Origin of the sequence: Rhodococcus sp. IEGM 1351 (assembly GCF_030056875.1) — a bacterium.
Lineage (GTDB): Bacteria > Actinomycetota > Actinomycetes > Mycobacteriales > Mycobacteriaceae > Rhodococcus_F > Rhodococcus_F opacus.
This window is the reverse complement of sequence record NZ_JASHKU010000016.1, coordinates 115,380-139,259: the sequence shown is the minus strand read 5'-3', so window position 1 is coordinate 139,259 and position 23,880 is coordinate 115,380. Positions and strand designations below refer to the sequence as shown.

The 23,880-nt window shown below is 69.0% G+C and carries 20 protein-coding genes and 1 pseudogene; 9 read left to right on the top strand and 12 right to left on the bottom strand.

Going from position 1 to position 23,880, the window contains the following annotated elements:
- Positions 1 to 8 precede the first annotated feature (8 nt).
- Genes QM806_RS26270 through QM806_RS26260 form a run of 3 tightly spaced genes read left to right on the top strand, consistent with a single transcriptional unit; the run spans position 9 to position 2,392 of the window.
- Positions 9 to 815, top strand: coding sequence for a cytochrome c biogenesis CcdA family protein (locus tag QM806_RS26270; RefSeq protein ID WP_283293352.1), 807 nt, complete (start codon positions 9 to 11; stop codon positions 813 to 815).
- Between the two features lie 52 nt (positions 816 to 867).
- Positions 868 to 1,647, top strand: coding sequence for a thioredoxin-like domain-containing protein (locus tag QM806_RS26265; RefSeq protein ID WP_283293311.1), 780 nt, complete (start codon positions 868 to 870; stop codon positions 1,645 to 1,647).
- Entirely contained in the window at positions 1,640 to 2,392 is a 753-nt protein-coding gene (locus QM806_RS26260) for a DUF305 domain-containing protein (RefSeq protein WP_502943890.1), read from the top strand. The genes QM806_RS26265 and QM806_RS26260 overlap by 8 nt, the downstream gene beginning before the upstream one ends.
- 74 nt (positions 2,393 to 2,466) lie before the next feature.
- On the opposite strand, the gene QM806_RS26255 is transcribed toward QM806_RS26260, so the two are convergent.
- Together QM806_RS26255 and QM806_RS26250 are read right to left on the bottom strand one after the other, a co-directional pair.
- Entirely contained in the window at positions 2,467 to 3,411 is a 945-nt protein-coding gene (locus tag QM806_RS26255; protein ID WP_283293310.1) for a cytochrome c oxidase assembly protein, read from the bottom strand.
- A 40-nt stretch (positions 3,412 to 3,451) separates the two neighbouring features.
- Positions 3,452 to 3,994 (bottom strand): copper resistance CopC family protein, encoded by a 543-nt coding sequence (locus QM806_RS26250; protein WP_283293309.1) that lies wholly within the window; start codon positions 3,992 to 3,994, stop codon positions 3,452 to 3,454.
- A 147-nt stretch (positions 3,995 to 4,141) separates the two neighbouring features.
- On the opposite strand from QM806_RS26250, the gene QM806_RS26245 reads away from it, so the two are divergent.
- From QM806_RS26245 to QM806_RS26235, 3 genes are all read left to right on the top strand, one after another.
- Positions 4,142 to 4,816, top strand: a complete 675-nt coding sequence (locus tag QM806_RS26245; protein WP_283293308.1) for a DsbA family protein — start codon at positions 4,142 to 4,144, stop codon at positions 4,814 to 4,816.
- Positions 4,813 to 5,466, top strand: a complete 654-nt coding sequence (locus QM806_RS26240) for a vitamin K epoxide reductase family protein (protein WP_283293307.1) — start codon at positions 4,813 to 4,815, stop codon at positions 5,464 to 5,466. Before QM806_RS26245 ends, QM806_RS26240 begins: the two co-directional genes overlap by 4 nt.
- Before the next feature lie 115 nt (positions 5,467 to 5,581).
- Positions 5,582 to 6,283: a metal-dependent transcriptional regulator gene (locus QM806_RS26235; RefSeq protein WP_283293306.1), complete on the top strand. Its 702-nt coding sequence runs from the start codon at positions 5,582 to 5,584 to the stop codon at positions 6,281 to 6,283.
- A 280-nt stretch (positions 6,284 to 6,563) separates the two neighbouring features.
- On the opposite strand, the gene QM806_RS26230 is transcribed toward QM806_RS26235, so the two are convergent.
- Positions 6,564 to 8,903, bottom strand: coding sequence for a SulP family inorganic anion transporter (locus QM806_RS26230; protein WP_283293305.1), 2,340 nt, complete (start codon positions 8,901 to 8,903; stop codon positions 6,564 to 6,566).
- Positions 8,904 to 9,696: 793 nt separating this feature from the next.
- Here QM806_RS26230 and QM806_RS26225 point away from each other — a divergent pair.
- Complete coding sequence (locus tag QM806_RS26225; RefSeq protein WP_283293304.1) at positions 9,697 to 11,928, top strand: MMPL family transporter; 2,232 nt, start codon at positions 9,697 to 9,699, stop codon at positions 11,926 to 11,928.
- A 43-nt stretch (positions 11,929 to 11,971) separates the two neighbouring features.
- Here the strand turns inward: QM806_RS26225 and QM806_RS26220 are convergent, their stop codons facing one another.
- The 7 genes from QM806_RS26220 to QM806_RS26190 all read right to left on the bottom strand — a co-directional run bounded on the left by QM806_RS26220 (position 11,972) and on the right by QM806_RS26190 (position 19,674).
- A complete protein-coding gene (locus QM806_RS26220) occupies positions 11,972 to 12,706 on the bottom strand; it encodes an Rv2732c family membrane protein (RefSeq protein ID WP_283293350.1) in 735 nt (244 codons plus the stop codon).
- A gap of 89 nt (positions 12,707 to 12,795) precedes the next feature.
- Complete coding sequence (locus tag QM806_RS26215; protein WP_283293303.1) at positions 12,796 to 13,347, bottom strand: hypothetical protein; 552 nt, start codon at positions 13,345 to 13,347, stop codon at positions 12,796 to 12,798.
- A gap of 43 nt (positions 13,348 to 13,390) precedes the next feature.
- On the bottom strand, positions 13,391 to 15,169 hold the full coding sequence (ctaD, locus tag QM806_RS26210) for an aa3-type cytochrome oxidase subunit I (RefSeq protein WP_283293302.1): 1,779 nt from the start codon (positions 15,167 to 15,169) through the stop codon (positions 13,391 to 13,393).
- A gap of 117 nt (positions 15,170 to 15,286) precedes the next feature.
- A complete protein-coding gene (locus tag QM806_RS26205) occupies positions 15,287 to 16,234 on the bottom strand; it encodes a M56 family metallopeptidase (protein WP_054248956.1) in 948 nt (315 codons plus the stop codon).
- Positions 16,231 to 16,590 (bottom strand): BlaI/MecI/CopY family transcriptional regulator, encoded by a 360-nt coding sequence (locus QM806_RS26200; RefSeq protein ID WP_054248955.1) that lies wholly within the window; start codon positions 16,588 to 16,590, stop codon positions 16,231 to 16,233. Before QM806_RS26200 ends, QM806_RS26205 begins: the two co-directional genes overlap by 4 nt.
- 38 nt (positions 16,591 to 16,628) lie before the next feature.
- Entirely contained in the window at positions 16,629 to 17,582 is a 954-nt protein-coding gene (locus QM806_RS26195; RefSeq protein ID WP_349307610.1) for a M23 family metallopeptidase, read from the bottom strand.
- Between the two features lie 127 nt (positions 17,583 to 17,709).
- Positions 17,710 to 19,674: a bifunctional copper resistance protein CopD/cytochrome c oxidase assembly protein gene (locus QM806_RS26190; RefSeq protein WP_283293301.1), complete on the bottom strand. Its 1,965-nt coding sequence runs from the start codon at positions 19,672 to 19,674 to the stop codon at positions 17,710 to 17,712.
- A 183-nt stretch (positions 19,675 to 19,857) separates the two neighbouring features.
- On the opposite strand from QM806_RS26190, the gene QM806_RS26185 reads away from it, so the two are divergent.
- Together QM806_RS26185 and QM806_RS26180 are read left to right on the top strand one after the other, a co-directional pair.
- Positions 19,858 to 20,793, top strand: coding sequence for a cation diffusion facilitator family transporter (locus QM806_RS26185; protein ID WP_283293300.1), 936 nt, complete (start codon positions 19,858 to 19,860; stop codon positions 20,791 to 20,793).
- A gap of 58 nt (positions 20,794 to 20,851) precedes the next feature.
- Positions 20,852 to 22,071, top strand: a pseudogene (locus QM806_RS26180) (L,D-transpeptidase).
- Positions 22,072 to 22,100: 29 nt separating this feature from the next.
- On the opposite strand, the gene QM806_RS26175 reads toward QM806_RS26180, so the two are convergent.
- Together QM806_RS26175 and QM806_RS26170 are read right to left on the bottom strand one after the other, a co-directional pair.
- On the bottom strand, positions 22,101 to 22,541 hold the full coding sequence (locus QM806_RS26175; protein WP_283293299.1) for an SRPBCC family protein: 441 nt from the start codon (positions 22,539 to 22,541) through the stop codon (positions 22,101 to 22,103).
- Positions 22,542 to 22,634: 93 nt separating this feature from the next.
- Positions 22,635 to 23,795 (bottom strand): M23 family metallopeptidase, encoded by a 1,161-nt coding sequence (locus tag QM806_RS26170; RefSeq protein WP_283293298.1) that lies wholly within the window; start codon positions 23,793 to 23,795, stop codon positions 22,635 to 22,637.
- Positions 23,796 to 23,880: the final 85 nt, after the last annotated feature.

Genomic DNA, 23,880 nt, shown 5'->3' with positions numbered 1-23,880 from the left:
CGGCGCAGGTGACAGTGCTGGCGCAGGAGGTCGGTGCAAGTTTCCAGACCGCGGCCGCCACCGGCCCACTGTTGCTCGCTCTCGGGGCCTGCGTGCTCGCCGGTCTGGTGTCGTTCGCGTCCCCGTGCGTGGTGCCGCTGGTGCCGGGATACCTGTCCTACCTCGCCGGGGTCTCCGGCGCCGAGACACCGGCCGTCACCGCGGGCGGAGACCGCGCCGTCGGCTCGGATCGGTGGCGGGTGGCGGGCGCGGCGGCGTTGTTCGTCACCGGCTTCACGGTGGTGTTCGTCCTGGCCACCGCCTCGGTCTTCGGTGTGATCGGTGCCCTGCGGCTCAACCAGGAGCTGCTCCAGCGGGTCGGCGGGGCGATCACCATCGTCATGGGGTTGGTGTTCCTCGGGTTCATCCCAGCCCTGCAGAGGGACACCCGGTTCGCCCCGCGCCGAATCTCTTCCCTCGCCGGGGCACCGCTGCTCGGCGGGGTGTTCGGCTTGGGCTGGACTCCGTGCCTGGGCCCCACCCTGGCCGGGGTCCTGTCCGTGGCCGCGGGCACCGAGGGCGCCACCGCCGCCCGCGGGGTGGCGTTGATCGTCGCCTACTGTCTCGGGCTCGGGTTGCCGTTCATTGCATTGGGTTTCGGTTCCGCGAAGGCGTTGCACGGCATCGGGTGGCTGCGCCGGCATTCCCGGACCATCCAAATCGTCGGCGGCGTCATGTTGATCGTGGTGGGGACTGCGTTGCTCAGCGGCGCCTGGGAGTTGTTCGTCGGGTGGCTCCGCAACGAGTTCGTCACCTCGGTGGTGCTGCCGATATGACCGTCCCGGGCACTGGGCCCGGCGGTACGAGAGTGAAGGACGGGTCCGTGAGATGACCGACAACCGCAACAAAGCCAGGCCGGGGGGCATCCCGGGCACCCGGCGCACTCCCTGGCTGATGATCGGCGCCGTCGTGATCATCGTCGGGCTGATCGGGATCATCGCCTACAACATGGTGCCCCGGGCGGTCGAGAAGGCCGAAGCCCAGCGGTATGCGCCCAGCGCGGACAACCCCGACCCGTCCTCGGCCATTGCCGGGGTGACCGAGGTCGAATATCCGGCCGGCAATCACATTCAGGCTCCGCAACGTGTTGCGTACGACCAGAGTCCACCCTTCGGCGGTGCGCACGATCAGTACTGGGCCACCTGTACCGGCATCGTCTATCCCGAACCCATCCGTACCGAGAACGCGGTGCATTCCCTCGAACACGGCGCGGTGTGGGTGGCCTACAACCCGGATCTGCTCGGCGCCGACGACGTCACTGCCCTCGCCTCGAATGTGGACGGCAAGCCGTACACCTTGATGTCGCCATATCCCAGCCTCGATGCGGCGATCTCCCTCCAATCCTGGGGCCACCAACTCAAACTCGACGACGCCTCCGATCCGCGGATCACCCAGTTCGTCACCGCGCTGAGCCAGAACCCGAACACCTACCCCGAGGCCGGTGCGAGTTGCTCGACCGTGCCCGGCGGGTTCGACCCGGCCGACCCACCGCCGTTCGACCCCTCGCCGCCGGGCCCGGACGCGGTACCGGCCACCGACGAGCAGTCGCCGAACACCGCGGCGGACACCTCGGCGCCGACCGCACCCACCGGAGGCGGCAATGGCTGACACCACTCCCCCGCCCGCCGCATCCACCCCGGGCGAGATGACCGATGACGCTGCGCGCCGCCACAGCGCCTCGAGGTCCGCGGTGGCGCTCGGCGCGATCATCGCCGTCCTCGTGGGTGTCCTTCTCGGGACCTGGGCCCAGAGGTGGCTCGACGGCGACCAGCCGGCGCCGCCTTCTGCCGACTCGGTGGATGTCGGTTTCGCCCAGGACATGTCAGTGCATCACGGTCAGGCGGTGGAGATGTCCGCGATGGCGTTGGCGAACGCCGCCGATCCGGCCGTGCGTTCCCTCGCCTATGACGTGCTCACCACCCAGCAGAGCCAGCTCGGCACCATGCAGGGCTGGCTGAGCCTGTGGGACCGCCCCCCGTTGGGGTCCGGGGAGCCGATGCAGTGGATGCCCACCGACAGCGCCTCCGACTCGGCGCACCATTCGATGCCAGGCATGGAAAGCGGCACCGACACAGCGGATTCGTCCTCATCCCGGATGCCGGGGATGGCGACGACGGACGAACTCGCCGAACTCCGCAGGACCACCGGGCCGGCGTTCGATGTCCGCTACCTGCAGCTGCTCCTGCGCCACCACCAGGGCGGTATCCCGATGGCGCAGTACGCGGCGGAGGGCGCCGCGGTGCCGGCGGTGTCCTCGCTGGCAGGCCAGATGGTGGCCACCCAGCAAGCCGAATCGACCGCCATCGGGCAACTACTCGCCGCGAAAGGCGCCGCGGCGCTGCCGATGAACTAACCCGGGTGCCGGTCGGGGCCGTCCGCGTGGTTCGTGGGCGGTTCCGATGTCGGTGCACCCTGACCGCGAGTGCCTCACCGGCGAGGCAGGGACTTGAGGAACTCGTTGTAGGCGGCGAGTTCACTGTCCCCGCCCCGCCTGTTCTGCTCGTCGGCGGCGGCGTTGGAGCGGTCTTCGTCGCGGTTCCAGCGGATCGCGAAGATCACCACCACGATCAGGGCGACCGGTTCGCCGTAGGACCAGGCCAGTGCCCCGGCGAGTTGCTGGTCGTCCATCACGTCGACGCCCCAGGAGGTCGGCGGGGTGGTGAACGTGGACAGCAGTGGCGAGGTGGCCATCATCAAGATCACCCCGATGAAGACGTGCAGCGGCATCTCGACGAACAGGTCGAAGCACTTTCCCAGGTTGCTCTGTTTAACAGGCAACGGACCCGAGGAGAGCACGGGGACGATGAACAGCACGCCGGTTGCGAGGAAGAACAGTTCGAGTCCGGTATGACCGGCCCACGAGGTGGCGAGGGTGTCGAACACCGGTGACAGGTAGATGCCGTAATAGCTGAACAGGAACAGCGGAATGGTGACCCCGGGGTGGAGCAGGATGCGGGCGGCGGGGCTGCGCAGGGCGCCGAGCGCGGCGCGCAGAACCGGAATCCCCCACCCGGAGTGTGGGGTCGAGCGCAGCACCAGCGTCCCGGGGCAGCCCAGCACGAGCAGCGGCGGCACCGCCATCGACAAGGTCAGGTGCTGGAACATCCACACGCTGAACAGCTCGAATCCGTAGCCCTCGATGCCGAGGCCGGTGACCAGGATCAACATCAGGCAGCCGCCGAGGAAGCTGGCCGTGCGCGGCCACGGCCACACCCGGCCGGCCCGGTGCACGCGCCGTACCGCCCAGCAGTACCAGGCGGCGAGGGCAATCCCGAGCACCGGCAGCAGCGGCAGCGGTTGCGGGTTCCAGGACAGCATCGCGCCGAGCGAGGGGGGTGCCTCGGGCAGATGCACCCAGTCCATCGCCGTCATCACGTGCGACTACTCCGATCTCGCTGCGCCCGGGTGTTGCTCAATCCTTCTTGCGGCGCTCACCGCGCAGCACGATCACGATTCCGGTGACGAACAGCAAGGCGACGACGCCGCCGAGGATCGGCAACACCAGCGACGAACCGCTGCCCGACTGCTCGCTGTCGGCGGCGGCCGGCGCCGGTGCGGCGCTGGCGGCGGCGGCCTGTGAGACCGGTGGAGCGGGCAGCGCGAGGGTGAACGAGTAGGTCCCGGTGATGGGGTGACCGTCCTCGGAGATCACCCGGTATCCGACGGTGTACTGGCCCGACCCGACCCCGTCCAGGATCGGCAGCAACACCTTCGCGCCTTGGACGGAGGGTTCGCCCTGGCCGACCTGGGTCCCGTCCGGCGCCGTCACCGACACATTCACGAATTGGTTCTGGATGTTCTGGTTGAACACCAACTCCACGCCGGGCGGGCCGAAGTCGAGAACCGAATCGGCGGCCGGAGATGAACTGATCAGCTCGCTGTGAGCCTGGGCCGAGCCCATTCCGACCAGCAGCGCAGTGGCGGTCACTGCCAGCAGGGTGATGACGCGCCTCATGGGCCTGTACCTCCTCAGTCGCCCTGGCCGAGGGCCGGGCTGTGGCTTCTTCGCGGCCACGATACGCGCTATTACTATGCTGCATAGTAGTAGGGCGGCCGTTCCGACCGGTGGTCTGCGCAATTCGACTCTGGAATGGACGGGTATATGAAGCTGTCGACCAACCTGAAGCTCTCGGCGGCCTTGGTGGCGGTGTTCGCGGTGGTAATCGGGGCGCTGTTGTACGTCAACCGGTCCGGAGCCGGGTCCACAGCGGCCTCGGGAACGGCCGGACGGACGGTCGATCCCGCCGTCGTGCTGAGGGACGACACCCACCTGCTCACTTCCGCGCCGGACCGCAAGGTCGTACTGGTGGAGTTCCTCGACTTCGAATGCGAATCCTGCCTCGCGATGTATCCGACGATGGAACGGATACGCGCCGAGTACGCCGACCGCATCACCTTCGGGGTGCGGTACTTCCCCATTCCCAGTCACACCAACAGCAAGCTCGCCGCCCGCGTCGTCGAAGCCGCTTCCCGGCAAGGGAAGTTCGAGGCGATGTACCAGCGCATGTACGAGACCCAAACCCAGTGGGGAGAATCGGGCCGGTCCCAGGAGCCGCTGTTCCGGTCCTTCGCGCAGGACCTCGGCCTGGACATGGGCCGATTCGACAATGACCTGGGCAATCCCGCCCTCGCCGAACGGGTCGATAGGGACTTCAACGAGGGAATAGACCTCGGGGTGCAGGGCACCCCGACCTTATTCCTCAACGGCACCGCGCTGCCGCCGATGCCCAGCTACGAGGACCTCACCGCCCGGATCGACGCCGCCCTGGCCGAATGAGGGCACCGGCTTCCGCCGTCGCGGCCTCGACCGGATCCGCCGACCCGACACGGCCGGCCGCCGCGTTCACCGGCTCGCGGGTGGTGGGCTGGGTACTGACCGTGGCGGGCGGGCTGGGGCTGACCGCATCCCTGGTGCTGACGATCGAGAAGTTCAGCCTGCTCACCGACCCCACGTATCAGCCCTCCTGCAGCATCAACCCGGTCATCAGTTGCGGCTCGATCATGAGCTCCCCGCAAGCCGAGGCGTTCGGGTTTCCCAATCCCCTACTGGGGATCATCGGGTTCACCGTGGCCCTGACGACCGGGGTCGTCACGCTCGCCGGCGCCCCACTCCCCCGGTGGTATTGGATCGGACTGTCGGCCGGACTGATGGCCGCGACGGGGTTCGTGCATTGGCTGATCTTCCAGAGCCTCTACCGCATCGGGGCGCTGTGCCCGTACTGCATGCTGGTCTGGGCGGTGACGGTGGTGTCGCTGTGGTACGTCCTGCTGCACACCGGCGCCGGTGCGCGTAACCCCGGTCGGCCACTGCGCCGATGGGTGAAGGTCGCCGCCCAGCACCACACCCTGGTGCTGACCGTCTGGGTGCTCATCATCGCGGCACTGATTGCCGAGGCGTTCTGGGTGTATTGGCAAACGCTCATCTGATCGTCCCGCAGCATCTCCGGTCGACCGCTGGTGCGCGTGCGCACCTTCCTCACCCGTGTATCGAGGATCGAGCTCTTGTTGTCACATGTTCGCGAGCTAACTTTTAGGTGTGGCCATGCCCAGCTCCGTGATGCGCACACCCTCGCAGTGTTGCGGATCCCTACTCACGGCGGCGGTCGAGGACTATCTCCGAACACTCTTCTGCCTGTCCGCGCGGGGCGAAGCGACCTCGACGTCGGCACTTGCCCGGTGCCTCGATCTGGCGACCTCGACCGTGTCCAATCTGCACAAGAGGTCGGCCGACGCCGGCCTCATCCGGCGACCCGGACCCCATCGGGTCACGCTGACAGCGCACGGCCAGCGCCACGCGGTGAAGGTCCTTCGCCGAAATCGGTTGGCGAAGACGTTTCTCGTCGAGTCTCTGGGCATGTCCTGGGACGAGATCGGCACCGAGGCGGATGTACTCGAGCATGCGATCAGCCCGCGGCTCGAGTCCCGGCTGACCGCCGCACTCGGCAACCCGACCCATGACCCGTACGGCAACCCGATTCCGCCGGCGACCGGCGAGTATGTCGAGTCGTGGCCGGACAGCCTCAGCGCGGTGGTCCCCTGCCGAAATTTCACGGTCGAACGGGTCGTGGACCGTGATGCCGAGGGGCTGCGCCTGCTCGCGGGCCTGGGCATCTACCCGGGCCGCGTCCTCGCCCGGGCACAAGCGCTCCCGCACGGCGGACCGGTGTGCGTCGAAATCGACGAGGGCCACCCGCATGAGCTGTCAGCCGCAGTCAGCGGCCTCATCTACGGCAGGGCAGCGTGATACCCGAATCGCGGCGACCGTTCTTGAAAGGCTCGGCCCCGCTCGGCGCCGCGAGCCCGGTAGCGCTCGGCGCACCGCACCGAGCAGCCGCGCGAAATGCAGTGCGGTTCCGTCAGATCCAGATCATCTGAGCAGCGGCATGCGACGGCGGCGGTAGACGCCGTTGCCGGTGAGTGCAGTTGCCGCCGAACGTCATCGCTGACCCGGAACCGAGGGGAGGCCCGCGGCTCGCGCCGCGGGCCTCCCGGGTTCCCATCCGGCGGTGGGCGTGGGGCCCTGGTTATCCCAGCGGGGCCGACAACGACGCCAGCGGGGCGCTGTCGGGGTCGAGTTCGGAGATCGTGCTGGTCGAGACCGCCAGTACGCGAGCGGTGGGAATGTCGAAGAACAGGCCCGCGATGTGGATCCGGCCCTCCGACATCGCCGCACCGATCAGCGGGTGCCGCTGCAGGGTCTGCAGCTGCAGGGCGACGTTGACCATGGCGAGCTGGTCGACCGCACCGAACCCGGACTCGGCGGCGGCGCGGGCAACCGGGTGCCCGGCCAGGTATGCCCTCTTACTGGGCTGAGCGTGCTCGAGCCACCGCCCCACCGCGATGCTGCCGCTGGACTGAGGATGCGGCAGATCCGGGTCGGCCAACAGAGCTTTCATAGCGCCACATCCGGAGTGGCCACACACCAGCACGGAGCTGACCCCCAGTTCGTCGAGCGCGAAGGCCAGCGCCGCCTCGACGGAGTCATCGAGCTCACCGGACGGGACCAGGTTGCCGATGTTGCGGACGGTGAACAGGTCGCCGGGTCCACTGCTGGTGATGATGTTCGGGACGATCCGCGAATCCGAGCAGGTCAAGAACAGGGAGTCGGGGTTCTGCCCGTCGTGCAGGTCATCCATGTGTGGGCGCAGGTGCGGAGCGTGGGTGCGGTGGTAGTCGGAGATCCCGGCCAGCACCGACCGCAGCGCCCGTGGACTCGGTTGCTTCGTCTGGCCGTCCGGGGCGGGGTGGGGCAGGTATTTCTGCCACACACGCCAGGGGGCGAAGCCGCCGCGGCGGCTGAGCTGGGCGGTGCCGTCGGTGGTGCGCGTCGGGGGTCCGGCTGCGGCTGCCGCCATTTCCGCGGTTCCCCGTTCGTCGATCAGCACCGTTCCACCGTTGCTCTCGTGCTGGCGGGACCATTCCTCGATCACCTCGTACGCGGCGTGGTCGAGGAAATCGACGGTCATTTCGATGGTGACGTGACTTTCCGGGGGCACCGAGGCAAGCACGCTGGTCAGGCGGGGCAGGGCCAGGAAGCTGCACGAGCCTTCGACGACCACCCGCCACTGACGTGACTGCGGTGTTCCCACCGGTTCGGCATGGATGGAGGCGCGGACCACCCGCCACACGACGAGGGCGATCGCGAGGGTCAGCCCGATCAGCACACCCTCGAGGAGGTTGAGGAACACCACCGCGGCGGCGGTGACGCCGTACACCCACAGATCTCCGGTCCGGTGCGCGATCCGCAGGTGCGCAAGCTTGATGAGCTGGATACCGATCACGATCAGCAAGCCGGCGAGCACCGACTTCGGGATCTGCTGGACGAGACCGGCGAGCAGTGCAGAGAACACCAGCACCCAGACCCCGTGCAACGTCGCCGATGCCCGGGTGCGGGCCCCGGCGTTGACGTTGGTGGCGCTACGGACGATGACCCCGGTGACCGGCAGGCCGCCGAGGACACCGGAGGTGATGTTCGCGGCGCCCTGACCGAGCAGTTCCCGGTTCAGGTCCGCACGCGGGCCGGTGTGCATCTTGTCCACGGAGACGGCCGAGAGCAGGCTTTCGACGCTGGCGATCAACGCCACGGTGAGCACTCCGGTGGCGACCCCGAGCCATTGCCCGTCGGGCAGGGCGGGAAGGGCGATCGCGTCGAACAGCGTCCCGTCGAGGGCGATGCGTTCGACGTCGAGCGGGAAGACCAGCGACAGCGCGGTCGCGGCGACGACCGCCACCAGCGGTCCGGGTACCCGCCGCACGGTGGCGGGTACGTATTTCCAGGACAACAGGATTGCGATCACGATCGCCCCGACGAGGACGTCGTCGAGGTGGGCGGTACCGATCTGGCTCGGCAGTGCGGTGAGATTCTCGAACGCCGAACTCTGCGAGCTGCCACCGAGGAGGACGTGGACCTGCTGCAAGGCGATGGTGATGCCGATTCCCGCCAGCATGGCGTGCACGACCATCGGGGAGATCGCCAGGGCGGCCCGCGCCACCCGGCTGAGACCGAAGAGGATCTGCAGCACCCCGGCCGCGACGGTGATCGCGCAGGTGACCTTCCACCCGAAGGTGCTGACCAATTCGGCGACGACCACGGTCAGGCCTGCGGCCGGGCCGCTGACCTGCAGGGGCGCCCCCCCGAGTAGGCCCGCGACGACACCGCCGATGACCGCGGCGATCAGGCCGGCCATGATCGGCGCACCGGAGGCGATGGCGATGCCGATCGACAGCGGCAGGGCGACGAGGAACACCACCAGCGAGGCAGGCAGGTCGTGTCGGAGAACGCGCGGGAGCCAGGGGTCCGGCTTCGCACTGTCGGCGGGGACGGTGGGTGGATCGTCGCTCTGTGTGGTCGTGGTCGGCGGCATATGGCTCTCTCCTTCACCCCGGTCTCGAGCTGCCGGGCGCTGTCGTCGGGCACGGTGTACCTATCGGTGAGACCAAGACGTACATGAGAGTGCGCCGAGCCGATGCGGCCCGGCCGTCTTGCTCTGCCAGCCCCGAAGGGCCGAGGGTTCTGCGGTCGCTGACGCTACGGGCGAAGGCTTAGAGCATGCTGAGATCGAAGACGAAGTGCGGCGAGCATCACAACGACCGAAGATGTTGTTAGACAACGTAATTAGATCGATCGGGCGCGCGCGTACCGCGGCCCGACGAGGGGCGTTCGGATCGCCTGTCGCTGCGCATCGAGGCCGACCGGCAGCGCGCTCACGGGGACACATCAGCTTTTGGCGGCACCCGGCACGCAGGGTTCTGGACGGGGCACCGTGCCATCGCCTCGGTGGGGCGACGTTGCCCCAAGAACTATGCAACATAGTACTTGGAGTTGGCGGTGCCCTCCAGCCCGTCGACGCGCACGCCGCGGCGACGGCACATATCCGCACGCAGCGCGAAACCTCCAAATCGGCGCAATGCCCTGCGGCGCTCCACCGTTCGGCTCTGGTGAGACCTGGCCAGGCGTTGAACAACGCCGCGATGCCGCACAGTTCCGGGATCGGGCGGGCGCCCGCGCAGCTGAATTCCCGCGCCTGGGGGTTGCGTTTTCCCGTCCCGGCGAGGAAACATAGCGGTATGCGCATACATGCATCCGATGTGGAGCGGTCGGCCCCTGCTGCTGGGCCAGGGGAACACCGGCCCGCGATCTATGCCTGGGGGGTCGCGATGGCGCGGCGGCAGCGACTCGTGCTCGCGGTGTGGGCCGCGCTGCTCGTGCTCTGCGCGGCGGCCTACCCGATGCTCGAGGCCCGGCTCGGTGCACCGGACTTCACCGTGGAGGACTCCGAGTCGGCCGACGTCGACCGGTTGCTCACCGAACATTTCCCGCAGATCGGGGTAGAGCAGGACGTCATCGTCTTCCAATCCCGAACCCGGACAGCCGACGATCCCGAGTTCAGGGCGGCGGTCACCCGCATCGGCGCAGTGGCGCAGCAGATGTCGGGGGTGCGCACGGTCATCGACCCGTATGCCGGAGACGGGGCGCAGATCTCGGTGGATCGCCGGGTGGCGATCGCCGTGGTCGGGGTGGACGGGGACATGACTCAGCGGGCGGTCGTGGCCAGGGACCTGCAGGAGGCGATTGCGGCCACCGACACCGGAGACATCGACGCCGCGCTCACCGGCTACTCACCGGTCCAGAACGATGTGACCGAGATCCAGAACGCCGACGTGCAACGCGCCGAGACGATCGGAATCCCCGTGGCGCTGGCACTTCTCGTGCTGGCGCTCGGCGCCCTCGTTGCCGCGATCGTCCCGATCGGCATCGCCGTTGCCGGTCTACTTGTCGCGGTCGGAGCCATGTTCGCGATGACCACGATCACCGCGTTCGATTCGCTGGTCGTCTCGATGGCGACGATGATCGGCATCGGAATCGGGATCGACTACGCCATGTTCATCGTCAGCCGCTTCCGCGAGGAGCTGACCCGGGCCGGAGTCACCGGCCGCGGTGACCGGGCACCAATCGCCGATGCCGTCGGACGATCCCTGATGACCGCCGGCAAGACGATCATCGCCTCGGGACTGATCGTGATGATCTCGCTGTGCTCCCTGATCGTGATGCAAGCTCCGATCTTTCGAGGGATCGCCCTCGCGGTCGCGACCGCGGTGGTCAGTACCCTGATCGTCAGCCTGACGTTGCTGCCCGCGCTGCTGGCCACGCTCGGTCCGGCGGTGGGCCGCGGCGCCCTCCCGCAGCGGATGCGGCCGGCCGAGACCGCGCCCGCCGATCCGGGAAAGCCGGGCCGGTGGGCGCGGTGGGCATACGCGATGATGGCCCGCCCCGTGCTGTTCGGATCTCTGGCCGTCGCCGTTCTCGTGCTCGCCGCGATGCCGCTGTTCGGGATCCGGTACGGCCTGGACATGGGGACCTCCGCACTCGACGACGCACCCTCGGGCCGCGCGGCGGCGGCATTGACGGCGAACTTCCCCCCGGGGTCGCTGTCCCCGCTCGAGATGATCGCCACCGGCCCCGGCGATACCCCGTTGACCGCGCAGGACATCACCCGAGTCGATCAGCTCGTCGAACGCATCTCCCGCGACGGCCGCGTCGATGCGGTCCTGCCCGCCCAGCAAAGCGGGGGGCGTCTGCTCATCTCGGCCCTCCCCGGGGTGCCGTTCGATTCCATGGTCGCCGGCGACCTGGTACGCGACCTTCGCGCAGACGCGGCCGAGGTAGCGCGCGGCGGCGGGCCGGTGGTGCTGATCGGGGGCAGCACCGCCGAGTTCATCGACATCTCCGACGAAATGACCGCCAAGCTTCCGCTGGTCGTCACACTGGTCCTCGGCTCGTCTTTGGTCTTTCTGCTGGCAGCGTTTCGGAGCCTGGCGCTGCCGGTGAAGGCGATCGTGATGAACCTGCTGGCGACCGGCGCCGCCCTGGGGATTACCGTGGCCGTCTTCCAATGGGGCATCGGCGAGTCGCTGCTCGACTTCACCAGCACCGGCTTCCTGCAGGTTTATCTGCCCACGGTGGTGTTCGTCATCCTGTTCGGGCTGTCGATGGACTACGAGGTCTTCTTGATCGGCCGGATGCGGGAGTCCTGGGATTCGAGCCACGACAATCGGTACGCGGTCGCCGCCGGCATCACGCACACCGCCCGCCCGATCACCGCCGCGGCCGCCATCATGGTGGTGGTGTTCGGGAGCTTCGTCACCGCGAATGTGTTGGAACTCAAGCAGCTTGGGCTCGCACTTGCGGTGGCGGTGGCCATCGACGCGGTCATCGTCCGGTTGGTTCTGGTCCCTGCACTGATGCGGCTGTTCGGCAAATGGAACTGGTGGTTCCCCCGCCTCCGGCACCGTCGCGGCGACCGGGTCCGGCCGCACGACCGGATTCGACTCGAGGAGAGCAAGGCGGCCGAAACGCGTGCAGCGCGCCCATCATCGGGGCCGAGGTAGCGGACGGGCCCGGGTACTGCCGGGGGCGACGCGCCGCGCATCCTCATTTCAGTCGCGGTGTGAACCCACCGGGGCCGGTGTTGCCGTCGCCGTACCGCTCGGCGTCCGCGGCCCGGCGGCGTCGTTCGTGCTCGGCGTCCATCTGGGCGACGGTGCGCCCCCACACCACCTTGAGCCAGTGGAACGTCAGCACGATCACCGTCGCCCAGCCCAGGAGCAGCCCGGGACCGACGCCGGCGGCCGCGAGGTTGGGTGAGACGGTCTGCCGGGACCACACCGCGAGCATGCCGAACACGCTCGCCAACGCGCAGCCGGCCAACGCAATCCACGCCAGCACCCAGCGCCGGGTGATCAGGGCGAGCATGGACATCACCGCCCCGAATGCCACGGCGAGGGTGAGGAAGACGCGGGACGGGAGGGCTATAGCTTCGGCGCCGGCGTCGTCCGCGCTGACCAGCACTTCCCATCCGTTCGCGGTGCCGGTGTGCGCGAGGGTGAAGGAGAACAACAGCACCAGCACCGCGACCGCGACGACCATCGCGCGCGCCCCCGGGTCGATCGCCGAGGCGATCGTGCGTTCCGCTGCGGCCGCATCGTGCTCGGCTCGGCGGGCTGCGTCGGCCGCGGACCGGTCGTCGGCCGGGCCGGGTTCTCGCGGGGTTTCCGCCGAGGAGGCCGGTGCGTCGCTGCCGGCCGCGGCCGGGGGACGCTGTGCCGGTGGGTCTTGCGCGGGTTGCTGCTGCCCGGGTGTGTGGGCGGTGTCGTCGGGTTCGCTCATGATCGGTGTCCTGTCCTCGGCGGGTTCGAGTCGGGCCGATGACCGGTACGGCTCCCCATCGAGCCCCGTGCCGCCTGCGGTCGGTCCGGTCATCGGGGTGTCGTCAGATGGATCTGCGTCTCGGGATCGGTGTGCCAGAGATAGGTCATCAGCGAGCTGTACGACTCGGTGACCTGCGCGCGCAGGTGCACGGCTGCGGTGGCCCCGAGTCCGGCGTCGACCACGACCGCCCCGAGGTGCAGCGCCCGGTTCGCCAGCGCAGCCGCGGGGCTGCCGGCATCGGCGATCGTGCCCGCGATGTGGGCTGCGACATCGCAGATTTCGTCGGGAATCGGCCGGACGGGCGGGTCGGCGAAAGACGCCACCATCGCGGCAGCGACCGGGGACGGTGGCTGCCGCAGCCGGTCTTCGATCAGGGCGATGGTCTCGTGGAGCTGCCGCTCATGGCCCCGCAACCTGCGGGGACGGGCGAGGCGCCGGGCGGTGATCGGTGCCAGTGCGCACAGGTCGTCGGCGGCCTCGACCATGCCCGCACCGTCGAGGACGGTTGGGACCAGACTGCGGACCAGCCAGTCGGCCAGGGTGGCGGCGGCCTCGTCGGTGGCCGGGACGGTCAGCAGCGGTATCGAACGTGTTGTCATGGTTGCGTTCCGATCGGGAAAATCGTTGTCGGCGGGCAGGTTCCTACGTGGCCTGTTCGCCGCGCGCGCCACCGGTGTCGGCTTCGGTGAGCGGGGCGTGGCGTTCTTCCTCGAGCACCGCGCTGGCGTGCGTGCCGCCGTGGCCGGGCCCGACGTGCGCCTCGGCCCTCAGTCGCTCGATCATGTGCGGGTAGTGCAGCTCGAACGCGGGACGTTCGGAGCGGATGCGCGGCAGTTCGGTGAAGTTGTGTCGCGGCGGCGGGCAGGTCGTGGCCCACTCGAGCGAGTTTCCGAAGCCCCACGGGTCGTCGACGGTGACGACCTCGCCGTACCGGTAGCTCTTGAAGACGTTCCAGACGAACGGCAGCGTCGAGGCACCGAGGACGAACGCGAAGATCGTCGAGATCGAGTTCAGGAACGTGAAGCCGTCCGAGGGCAGGTAGTCCGCGTACCGGCGGGGCATGCCCTCGGCGCCGAGCCAGTGCTGAACCAGGAAGGTGCCGTGGAAGCCGATGAAGGTGGTCCAGAAGTGCCACTTGCCCAGACGCTCGTCCATCATCCGGCCGGTCATCTTCGGGAACCAGAAGTAGATGCCGGCGTAGGTGGCGAACACGACGGTGCCGAAGACCACGTAGTGGAAGTGCGCGACCACGAAGTAGGAGTCGGTGACCTGGAAATCGATCGGCGGGCTGGCGAGCAGCACACCGGACAGACCACCGAAGAGGAAGGTGACCAGGAACCCGATCGAGAACAGCATCGGCGACTCGAACGTCAGGTGCCCCTTCCAGATGGTGCCGATCCAGTTGAAGATCTTCACACCGGTCGGCACCGCGATCAGGAACGTCATGAACGAGAAGTACGGCAGCAATACGGCGCCGGTGGCGTACATGTGGTGCGCCCACACCGCGATGGACAGGGCCGCGATCGCCAGCGTCGCGTAGATCAGGCCGGTGTAGCCGAAGATCGGTTTGCGGGAGAAGACCGGGAAGATCTCCGAGACGATGCCGAAGAACGGCAGCGCGATGATGTACACCTCGGGGTGTCCGAAGAACCAGAACAGGTGCTGCCACAACATCACACCGCCGGAGGCGGGGTCGAAGATGTGGGCGCCGAGCTGGCGGTCGGCGAGCAGCGCGAGCAGCGCGGCGGTCAGCAGCGGGAACGCCAGCAGGATCAGGATGCTGGTGATGAAGATGTTCCAGGTGAAGATCGGCATCCGGAACATCGTCATGCCCGGGGCGCGCAGGCACACGACGGTGGTGATCATGTTGACCCCGCCCAGGATGGTGCCCAGGCCCGAGACCAGCAGACCGACGATCCACAGATCCGCGCCGATGCCGGGTGAACTCACCGCGGAGCTCAGTGGAGCGTAGGCGGTCCAGCCGAAGTCCGCGGCACCGCCGGGGGTGATGAACCCGGCGGTCGCGATGATGGCCCCGAACAGGTACAGCCAGTAGCTGAACGCGTTCAGCCGGGGGAACGCCACGTCGGGGGCGCCGATCTGCAGCGGCAGGATGTAGTTGGCGAACCCGAACACCACCGGGGTCGCGTAGAGCAGCAGCATGATCGTGCCGTGCATGGTGAACAGCTGGTTGTACTGCTCGTTCGACAGGAACTGCATGCCCGGCACCGCGAGCTCGCTGCGCATGATCAGGGCCATGAGGCCACCGATCAGAAAGAACGCGAACGAGGTCACCAGGTACATGATCCCGAGGACCTTGGGATCGGTCGTGGTGATCATCTTATAGACGAACGACCCCTTGGGCGCCGTGCGGGCGGGATACGGCCGGGCGGCGACCGGTGGGGGTGCGATGGCGGTCATGAGATGCCCGCTTCCTGTCGAAACGCAATCAATGAGACGTCGACAGCCTAGCCGAACTACTACGCAACATAGTATTTAGGGGGTAGGCGTCACCCGGTCCGGGCGACGAAAAGCGTGTCAGGTCAGCATGATGCATGCGGTCATCGTCGTCACCGACACGACCGTCAGTGCGACGACAGCGGGCACGGTAACCGTCACGGCGGCCGCCGCGCAGCACGCCAGCCGGGAGAATCGGGTGTGCGGCGCCCGGCGCAGCCGCCACAGGCGCAGGTTCATGTCGTTGCCGAGCCCGAGCGTGTACGCCGGTGTCGGCAGGGCGGCGTCGGCCACGGCGGTCAGTGCCGAGCTGACCACGGCCGCGCTGGTGGCCCGGGCGGCCTGCTGGTCGGCGGCCAGTTCGATCACGGTCTTGATCGAGCGCGGGGCCCGGGCGAAGAGCGGGACCATCGGAAGGACGTTGGCCAGCACGTCGGCGACGCCGACGATCAGGTGATGGTGCCCGCGCAGGTGGGCGCGTTCGTGGGCGAGGACGGCGTCGCGTTCGACGCTGCTCAGGCTCGACGACAGCCCGTCGGTCGCGACGACGAAACCGGGGCGCCCGGAGACCGAATAGGCCATCGGCAGTGGATGATCGAGCCACATCACGTCGTCGTGGTCGTGTTCGGTGCGGGCGACGATCGCGACCACGTCGCGGTGAAAGGTCTGCATCCGGGCGCGGGAGGCGGATTGTTGGCGGGTGAAGAAGACGGCGCGGGCGACCAACCCGGCACCGATCATCAGGCCCGCGGCGACCAGTGATGTCCCGATCCAGGGCGCGGCGGTGTGCGACACGGCGGAGAAGCACCGCACGATCGTCTCGATGACCCCCTCGGCCGGGGCATGGTCCGGCCAGGCGAGGACGACCACGGCCGAGCCGGCGAAGAACAGCACACTGGCCATGCTCGCCAGCCAGAACGCCAGCACCACGTTGGGCCGGATCCCGGAGAACGGCATGGTTTCGAGCACGGGTGGGGCGAGCACCGCCACGAGGACGGCGCCGACCAGCAGCACGGCCGCGAGGGTCACTTCTTGCGGCCCTTCCGCAGGCCCCGCCGCAACGCTTCCTGCTCGGTCTCGGAGACCGTGCGCGCGAAGTGCAGCAGGACTGCCGCGGAGTCGGTGCTGCTGTCGAGCAGTTCCCGCAGCGCCTGCGAGGTCGCTTCCTCACGGGTGCGCACCGGGAAGTAGAAGTAGGCGCGGCTGCGCTTTTCCCGCTCGACCCAGCCCTTGTCGTGCAGGTGGGTCACGACCGTGAGAATCGTGGTGTAGGCCAACTGTTTGCGCTCGCTGAGCGTGTCGAGCAGATCGTGCACCGACAACGGCTCGGCCGAGGACCACAGGATGTCCATCACCTCGGCTTCGAGGCCGCCCAGTCCCTTCATGGCTCTCCTCCCCACGTCCCGTCGGCTACTACGAATCCCTAGTCGGATGATGTCATGTTGATGCCCCGCGCCTGCAGCCACGCCATCGGGTCGGTCTTCATCCCGTCGGCCTGCCAGACCTCGTAATGCAGATGCGGCCCCGTCGACTGCCCACGATTGCCGACGGTGGCGATCTGCTGCCCGGCCCGGACCTTTTCTCCCGCCGTGACCAGGGCTTCGTTGATGTGCCCGAAGACGCCGATGGTGCCGTCGTCCTGCAGGATCCGCACCCACATGCCGAACCCGGAGGCGGGTCCGGCCTCGAGCACGGTGCCGTCGGTGACCGACACGATCGGGGTGCCGATGTCGTTGGCGATGTCGAGCCCGTAGTGGGTGGTCCCCCAGCGTGCCCCGTAGTTGGAGGTGAGGGTTCCGCTGACCGGTGCGATGGAAGTTCCGGGCGGGCGGAGGAACCCTCCGCCGCTTCCCGGGGTGGCCGGTGGGGTCCGGGCGGCCCGGTCGGCCTCCTCGCGGGCGAGTCGTTCGGCTTCGCGCTCGCGCGCCTTCGCGAGCTGGTCGGTGAACTTCGACAGCTCGGGGATCTCGGGGATCTGCAGCACCTGCGGCACAGCGGCGAGGGCGGCGGCCACCGGATCGGGGGCGGGTTGCGGGGCCACCTCGGTCTGCGGGGCCGGCTCGGCCGGTGCGGCGTGCGCGGTCGAGGTTCCGGCGGCGAGCAGCGCGCCGGTGGCCATCGACAGCACCATCGCCCGCCCGCCGGGCCGGGCCGGCGTGGGTTGCCGGTGCGCGCCGCCGCGCCGGTGCCGCGGGGCGGTGGGCGCGGGGCCCGAATCGGCTTCCCACTCCCCCACATCGGCGACACCCCCCTCGTCGACGGCCGGGCGCGGGTCCACCGCGGGGGCCGTGGTGACCGGGTCGAGGGCGGCGGTAGTGATGTTCTCGTGATCCCAGCACGCGTCGAGATCGGGTTCGGGCCTGCGGTGACGTGCCAAGATCGCGTTCCTTGCCGGGTTGAGATAACGAAACGGTGACGGACACGCACACAGTACTACTATCTTGCATAGTTTTTCATTTGGGGCTTGACGCCACCGACCAGCGCGAGGACGACACCGCCCGGACCTATTCGGCCGCGTTCGGTCCCCCGGGCACGGCGAGAGCCGCGTCCCGGCCGCGGCGCGGCGCGGTGAGCGCGGCGCCGGCGAGTACGACCGCGGCCGCCAGCGCCACCGCCCCGGTGCCCGCCCCGATCGCGGCGCCGAGCCGCTGATCGGCGGCGAGATCGTCCCACCAGCCGCGGCGCAACATCGTGTAGTACTCGGCGGCGATCACGCTGCCGGACCCGGCAACCAGGAGCAGGAACCCGGCGTAGGCGGCGAGCCCGGCCGCCGCCGTGATCAGCCGGGCACGCGCCGAGGCCGTGGTCGGGGTCGGGTCCGGGCCGACACTGACCCAGAAGAACACGAATCCGGCGACCAGGAAGTAACCGTTGGCCACCACGTGCCAGGTGTGCGAACCGTCCAGCGAGCCGTAGATCCCGCCCAGGTAGAACACATAGAACCCGCCGAACAGCAGGATCAACGCCACCACCGGGTGGGTGATCAGCCGCACCGGGGTGCTGCGGTAGAGCTGCCGGGAGAACTCCCACATCCCAGGCACCCCGTCGGCGGCGCGCCGCGCCGCGGCCGACCACAGGGTCAGCGGCGCCCCCAGCGCGAGCAGCAGCGGCGCGATGATCGCCAGCCCCGCCACCGCGCCCATGTGGACACTGAACACCGCCGGCGCGAACCGCCCGATCCCCGACGAGGTGGCCACTAGCAGCACCACGCACCCTGCGACCCAGCACACCGTCCGGCCCACCGGCCACCGGTCACCGCGCGCGTGCAGCCGCCGGACCCCGAGCAGGTAGGCGGCCGCGAGGAGAATCGCCGCGGTGCCGAAGATCAGGTCGAACCGCCAATCGCCGAGCATCCGTCCGGCGGACGGCGCCCCGCCCAGGTCGTAGCCGAGGGTTTCTCCGAGCGGGGTGGGTTCGCGGCGCTCGCCGGGCGGCGGTGGGGTGCGCCCGAGTGCGACCGCGATGCCGAGAGTGACCGCGAGCACGACCGACTCGATCACCGCGAGCCGCACGAACTCCGCCCGGTCCTCGGGATCGGTCTCGAGGGCGGTGACCGCGACGGTGCGCTGGCGCCAGCCGGCGAACCCGACCAGCACCAGGGCGGCGACCTTCGCCAGGATCAGCACCCCGTAGGTGCTGGTCACCAGCTCGGTGATCGGGACCCGCACGGCGGCGTTGACCACCCCGGAGACGGCCATGACCACGAACGCACCCAGCGCGAGGGCCGAGAACCGGCGCGCCGCGATGTCGAGGCGTGCGCCGCGGCGGCGGGCGTGCAGCACCAGGGCCACCAGCCCGCCCACCCACAGCGCGGCGGCGACGATGTGAAAGACCAGGCTGTTGGTGGCGACGTCGTGCGAGCCGCCCGAGGCCGAGTGCCCCGACAGCGCGCGGGGCAGCACACTGATCACCGCCAGCGCCAGCACCACCGGGGTCCACTTGTGGCGCAATACCAGCCGGGCCGAGATCGCGGCCACCACCGCGAGCAGGCAGGTCCACGCCCACGCCCTCGGGACCTCCAGGTCGGTGACGGCCTGAAGGAACGGGCCCGGGTCGGCGAACACCGTGCCCAAAGTCTGGCCGGAGCTGTCCGAGAGGGTCAGCGGCACCAGTGCGGCCGCGCTCAGCGCCCACAGTGCGGCGGCGACACCGGCGGCGCGCATCGCCAGATAGCCGTCGACGTCGAGGACCCCGGAGGCCTGCGGCGGCACCAGCGCGGTGGCCAGCAGCACCGAGCCGACCATGACCACCGCGCATGCCTCCCCGAACGCCATCACCGCCGGGAGCCCGTAGGTGGTGAGCGTGCCGGGATCGGGCAATCCCAGAAGGCGCAGCGCCTCGGTCGTCGACAGCTGCGCCAGCGCGGCGGCGACGACGGCCGCGATCGCCGCCCAGCCGAGGATCTGCGGCAGGGTGCGCCTGCGGGACCGCTCCCCCACGGGGGCGCCGGGGTCATCTACTGCACTCACGCGAAAGAGGGCCTTCCTGGTCTGTGGAGTTTCCGGTCGAGCCAGCTCATCGCCTGTGCACCGCCGCCGAAATACTATGCAGGTTAGTTGACGAGGGTGCAGCGCCGAACACCCTCCCGATTGAATATATGCGCATATGACAATATGATCCGTGCTGACGCTGCGACGAAAGGACACGCCGGCATGGGGCAGGGACACGGCCACGGGCATGGACACGGGATCTCACCCGCGGATGCGACGAGCGCCTCCGGTAAGCATCTGCGCAAGCTCTGGATCGCCGTCGCCCTCGGACTGGTCACCTTCGTCACCCAGCTCGTGGTGGGCCTGTCGACGTCGTCGCTGGCGCTGCTGTCGGATTCGGCGCACGTGTTCACCGACGTGCTCGGCATTCTGATGGCGGTCATCGCCATCACATTGGCCAACAAGGCGCACAACCGGCCCGAGCGCACCTTCGGGATGTATCGGGCGGAGGTGTTCGCGGCCCTGTTCAATGCGGTCCTGCTCTTCGGTGTCGCCGGCTGGATCCTCTACGAGGCCGCCGGCCGACTCTCCGATCCGCCCGAGGTGCCGGGCCTGCCCGTCGTCATCGTCGCGCTCGTCGGGCTGGCGATGAACGTCGTCGCGTTCCTGCTGTTGCGCAGCGGTGCGAAGGAGTCCATCAATGTCCGCGGCGCCTACCTCGAGGTCATGGCCGACATGCTCGGCTCGATCGGGGTTCTGGTCAGCGGCCTGCTCACCCTGCTGTTCGGGTGGCGGTACGCCGACCCGGTCATCGGTGTCGCCATCGGCCTGTTCGTCCTGCCGCGCGCGTTCAACCTCGGCCGCCACGCGATCCGCATCCTGCTCCAGCACGCCCCCGCCGGTGTCGACGTCGACGCGATCGGCCTGGCACTGGAAACCCTTCCCGGGGTGAAGGAATCGCACGACCTGCACCTGTGGACACTGACCTCGGGAATGGAAGTCGCGTCCGCGCACCTGACCACCGAACGCGGCGCGGACCCCACCGCCGTGCTCGCCTCGGCGCAAACCCTGCTCGCCGAAAAGTTCGACCTCGAGCACGCCACGTTGCAGGTCGAGCCCGCCGAGGGCGAAGGCCGCTGCCGCGAACTGCCCTGGTGACCGCCGTCGCATCGCGACTGCACGCGCCCGGACCCTTGTGCACGGGAGAATCAGTGCCATGCCCGCCCGTCGCCGTCTCGGTCGCCTCATCCACGTCCTCGCAGTCCTGCTGCTCGCTCTCGTGGCCGCGGCCTGCGCACCGTCCACCGACCAACCCGCAGGGCCGGCCACGCCGCCGCCGGGACCGGAGATCACCGTGTCCCCGGCCGACGGCGCCGCCGCGGTCAACCCCACCGACCCGGTAGCGGTGAACACCACCGGCGGCACCCTCGAGACGGTCACCATGACCAACGATGAGGGCCGGGTGGTCGAGGGCATCTTCACCCCCGACCGCCTGTCCTGGAAACCGGGCGTTCCCCTCGGCTACGGCCGCACCTACACCCTCGCGGTCATCGCGGTCGGCGACCAGGGTGTCCGGAGCGAGAAGACCAGCACGTTCTCCACGGTCACCCCCGGCAACCAGACCAAACCCACCTTCGTCACCAGCGGCGGGAACCTGCTCGCCGACGGCGGCACCTTCGGTATCGGCATCGTCATCGTCACCCACTTCGACGAACCGATCACCGACCGCGTCGCCGCCGAAAGAGCCCTGCACGTTCAGACCACACCCCCGGTCACCGGCTCCTGGTACTGGGCCGACGACCAAAGCGTGCACTGGCGACCCCAGAACTACTGGGCGCCCGGCACCCAGGTCACCGTCCGCGCCAACGTCTACGGCATCGCGCTCGGCGAAGGCCTCTTCGGCCAGGAGGACGCGACCACCTCGTTCACCATCGGCGACGCGCACATCTCGGTCGCCGACGACACCACCAAACAGGTCACCGTCACAAACAACGGGCAGGTGGTCCGCACGATGCCGACGTCGATGGGCCGGGGCGGCACCGAAGTCGTCGGCGGGCCCTCTCGTTCTGGACCCAACCGGGCATCTACACCGTCATCGACAAGGCCAACCCCGTGATCATGGATTCCTCCACCTACGGGCTGCCCGTCAACTCCCGCCTCGGCTACAAGGAGAAGATCAACTACGCCACCCGCATCAGCAACGACGGCATCTACCTCCACGAACTCGCCGACACCATCTGGGCGCAGGGCAACACCAACGTCTCACACGGCTGCCTGAACCTCAGCCCCGACAACGCCCGCTGGTTCTACGACTTCTCCGTCCCCGGCGACATCGTCGAGGTCCGAAATACCGGCGGCGCTCCCCTCGAGTTGTGGCAGAACGGCGACTGGTCCGTCCCGTGGGAGCAATGGCAGGCCGGCAGTGCCCTGACCTGACCAGACCAGACCTGGCCAGAGGTCGCGGCCTACTCGGCGCGGGTTTCGAGCAATGCCTTGAGGTTTCGCAGGCTGGTGGCGAAGTCCCGCCGCAGGCTCGCGGCCACCACCCGGTCGGCGAGGGCGAACAGTCCCTTCTGCTCCATCCGCATGTGGCAGCTCAGCCGGGTTCCCTCGGCGGTCTCCTCGGTCAGGTACGTCACCTCGAAGCGGCTCGGTCCGGACGCACCGGTGAACGTGATCTCCGCGTTCGGCTCGAAGTGGGCGTACTCGTTGATCAGTTCCAGCCGCCGGCCCAGAAACTTGCGGACGACAACATGTTTGGTGCCCACCTGAGGTGGTCCGTCGGTGACCCGGCGGACCTGCTCGAGTCCGTTCTGCCAGCGGGGTGCGTTGGTCTGATCGGCCACGAAGTCGAAGACCTCCCCGATGGGGCGGTCGATGACGATGCTGCCCTCGACGTCGATCATCACCGACCACCATCCCTTTCCACCGCGTGCCGCGTCACGCAGGGCCTCTGTTGCCGATTGGTTGTCTCCGGTTGCGGAGAAAGAGCACGCCGCTCAGTCGAGACCGACGATGGAGGCGCCGCGCTTGGCCAGCCACTTGACGGGGTCCACGATTTCCCCGTCCGAGTCTTCGATTTCGAAGTGCAGGTGCGGGCCGGTCGACTGGCCTCGATTGCCGACGGTGGCGATCTGCTGTCCGGCCTTGACCCGCTGCCCCACCTCGACCAGGTTGTCGTTGTTGTGCCCGTAGGTGGTGATGGTGCCGTCGTCATGCCGGATCCGCACCCACAACCCGAATCCCTGCGCCGGGCCGGCGTCGATGACTTCACCGTCGGCGACCGCGACGATCGGCGCCCCCAGCGTGTTCGCGATGTCGATGCCTTCGTGGCCGCGCCCATCCCCCACGGTGGAGGTGACGGTGCCCGCACTGGGTGCCACAAACTCCTTGGTCCCGGGGCGACTCCAGGTGCGCGGCCGCGGCGGGGCCGCCGCCGCACCGTCCTCGGTCTCTTGCTCACCGCTCGCGGCGTCGGCGTTGTCCGGGGTGCCGGTGCCGGTGTTCGCCTCGGGTGAGGGCGCCTCGACACCGGTGGGGTCGGTGGGCTCGCTCTGCTCCTCGGTGGCGGCCGGGGCCTCATCGGTTCCCGAACCGGCACCGGTGGCCTCGTCCGGGTTCGGCGTGGTGGACTCGGTGGACGACGAGTCCGGTGACGCCTCGTCAGCGGCGGGGGTGTGGTCGAACGAGCCGGGGCCGGCGGATTCGGAGACATCACCGAGTTCAAGTGCGGCAACCAGTCGGGGGGCGATGCCGCCGTCGACGGCGCCGAGTTCGTCGGCGCAGGCGCCGAGCACATCGGAAGCGGCGGACCCGGTGGCGGCGAATCCGCTCAGACATCCGGCGAGCAGGTTCCGGGTGTCGGCGGACGAGCCGCTCGCCTCGGCGCCCGCCAGGCTGGCGGCCGCGATATTCGCGACCCTCTGCCAGCGGCTGGGATCGACCACCACCACGTCCGGTTGCGCGGCGTCGGTGGCCATGGCGACCGCGTCGGCCAGCGTCGCGGCGAGCACGGACGGCGAGGCCGCGTCGCCGGGTGTATCGGCGGAGGCGGGTGGTGCTGCGATGACCACCGCGACCACAGCCGTCGAGGCCCCGAGCGCCAGTGTGGGCAGCCTTCTCATGCAGGCCATCAGCGTTGCTGTGGTGATACCGCGCATCGCAGGTCCCTTCGGTGCAGTCACGCCCGGCATTCGGCGGCGAGGCGAAGCGAACCGGCGCGACAAGTCAAGACGACACGCCGTA

Bases quoted from the DNA above. Each gene is read 5' to 3' on its own strand.
- QM806_RS26215 (WP_283293303.1), bottom strand. From the start codon at position 13,347: ATGACAACACGTTCGATACCGCTGCTGACCGTCCCGGCCACCGACGAG.
- QM806_RS26230 (WP_283293305.1), bottom strand. From the start codon at position 8,903: ATGCCGCCGACCACGACCACACAGAGCGACGATCCACCCACCGTCCCC.
- QM806_RS26235 (WP_283293306.1), top strand. From the start codon at position 5,582: ATGCCCAGCTCCGTGATGCGCACACCCTCGCAGTGTTGCGGATCCCTA.
- QM806_RS26170 (WP_283293298.1), bottom strand. From the start codon at position 23,795: ATGCGCGGTATCACCACAGCAACGCTGATGGCCTGCATGAGAAGGCTG.
- QM806_RS26265 (WP_283293311.1), top strand. From the start codon at position 868: ATGACCGACAACCGCAACAAAGCCAGGCCGGGGGGCATCCCGGGCACC.
- ctaD (WP_283293302.1), bottom strand. From the start codon at position 15,169: ATGACCGCCATCGCACCCCCACCGGTCGCCGCCCGGCCGTATCCCGCC.
- QM806_RS26255 (WP_283293310.1), bottom strand. From the start codon at position 3,411: ATGACGGCGATGGACTGGGTGCATCTGCCCGAGGCACCCCCCTCGCTC.
- QM806_RS26260 (WP_502943890.1), top strand. From the start codon at position 1,640: ATGGCTGACACCACTCCCCCGCCCGCCGCATCCACCCCGGGCGAGATG.
- QM806_RS26250 (WP_283293309.1), bottom strand. From the start codon at position 3,994: ATGAGGCGCGTCATCACCCTGCTGGCAGTGACCGCCACTGCGCTGCTG.
- QM806_RS26200 (WP_054248955.1), bottom strand. From the start codon at position 16,590: ATGAAGGGACTGGGCGGCCTCGAAGCCGAGGTGATGGACATCCTGTGG.
- QM806_RS26185 (WP_283293300.1), top strand. From the start codon at position 19,858: ATGGGGCAGGGACACGGCCACGGGCATGGACACGGGATCTCACCCGCG.
- QM806_RS26225 (WP_283293304.1), top strand. From the start codon at position 9,697: ATGGCGCGGCGGCAGCGACTCGTGCTCGCGGTGTGGGCCGCGCTGCTC.
- QM806_RS26245 (WP_283293308.1), top strand. From the start codon at position 4,142: ATGAAGCTGTCGACCAACCTGAAGCTCTCGGCGGCCTTGGTGGCGGTG.
- QM806_RS26240 (WP_283293307.1), top strand. From the start codon at position 4,813: ATGAGGGCACCGGCTTCCGCCGTCGCGGCCTCGACCGGATCCGCCGAC.
- QM806_RS26175 (WP_283293299.1), bottom strand. From the start codon at position 22,541: ATGATCGACGTCGAGGGCAGCATCGTCATCGACCGCCCCATCGGGGAG.
- QM806_RS26220 (WP_283293350.1), bottom strand. From the start codon at position 12,706: ATGAGCGAACCCGACGACACCGCCCACACACCCGGGCAGCAGCAACCC.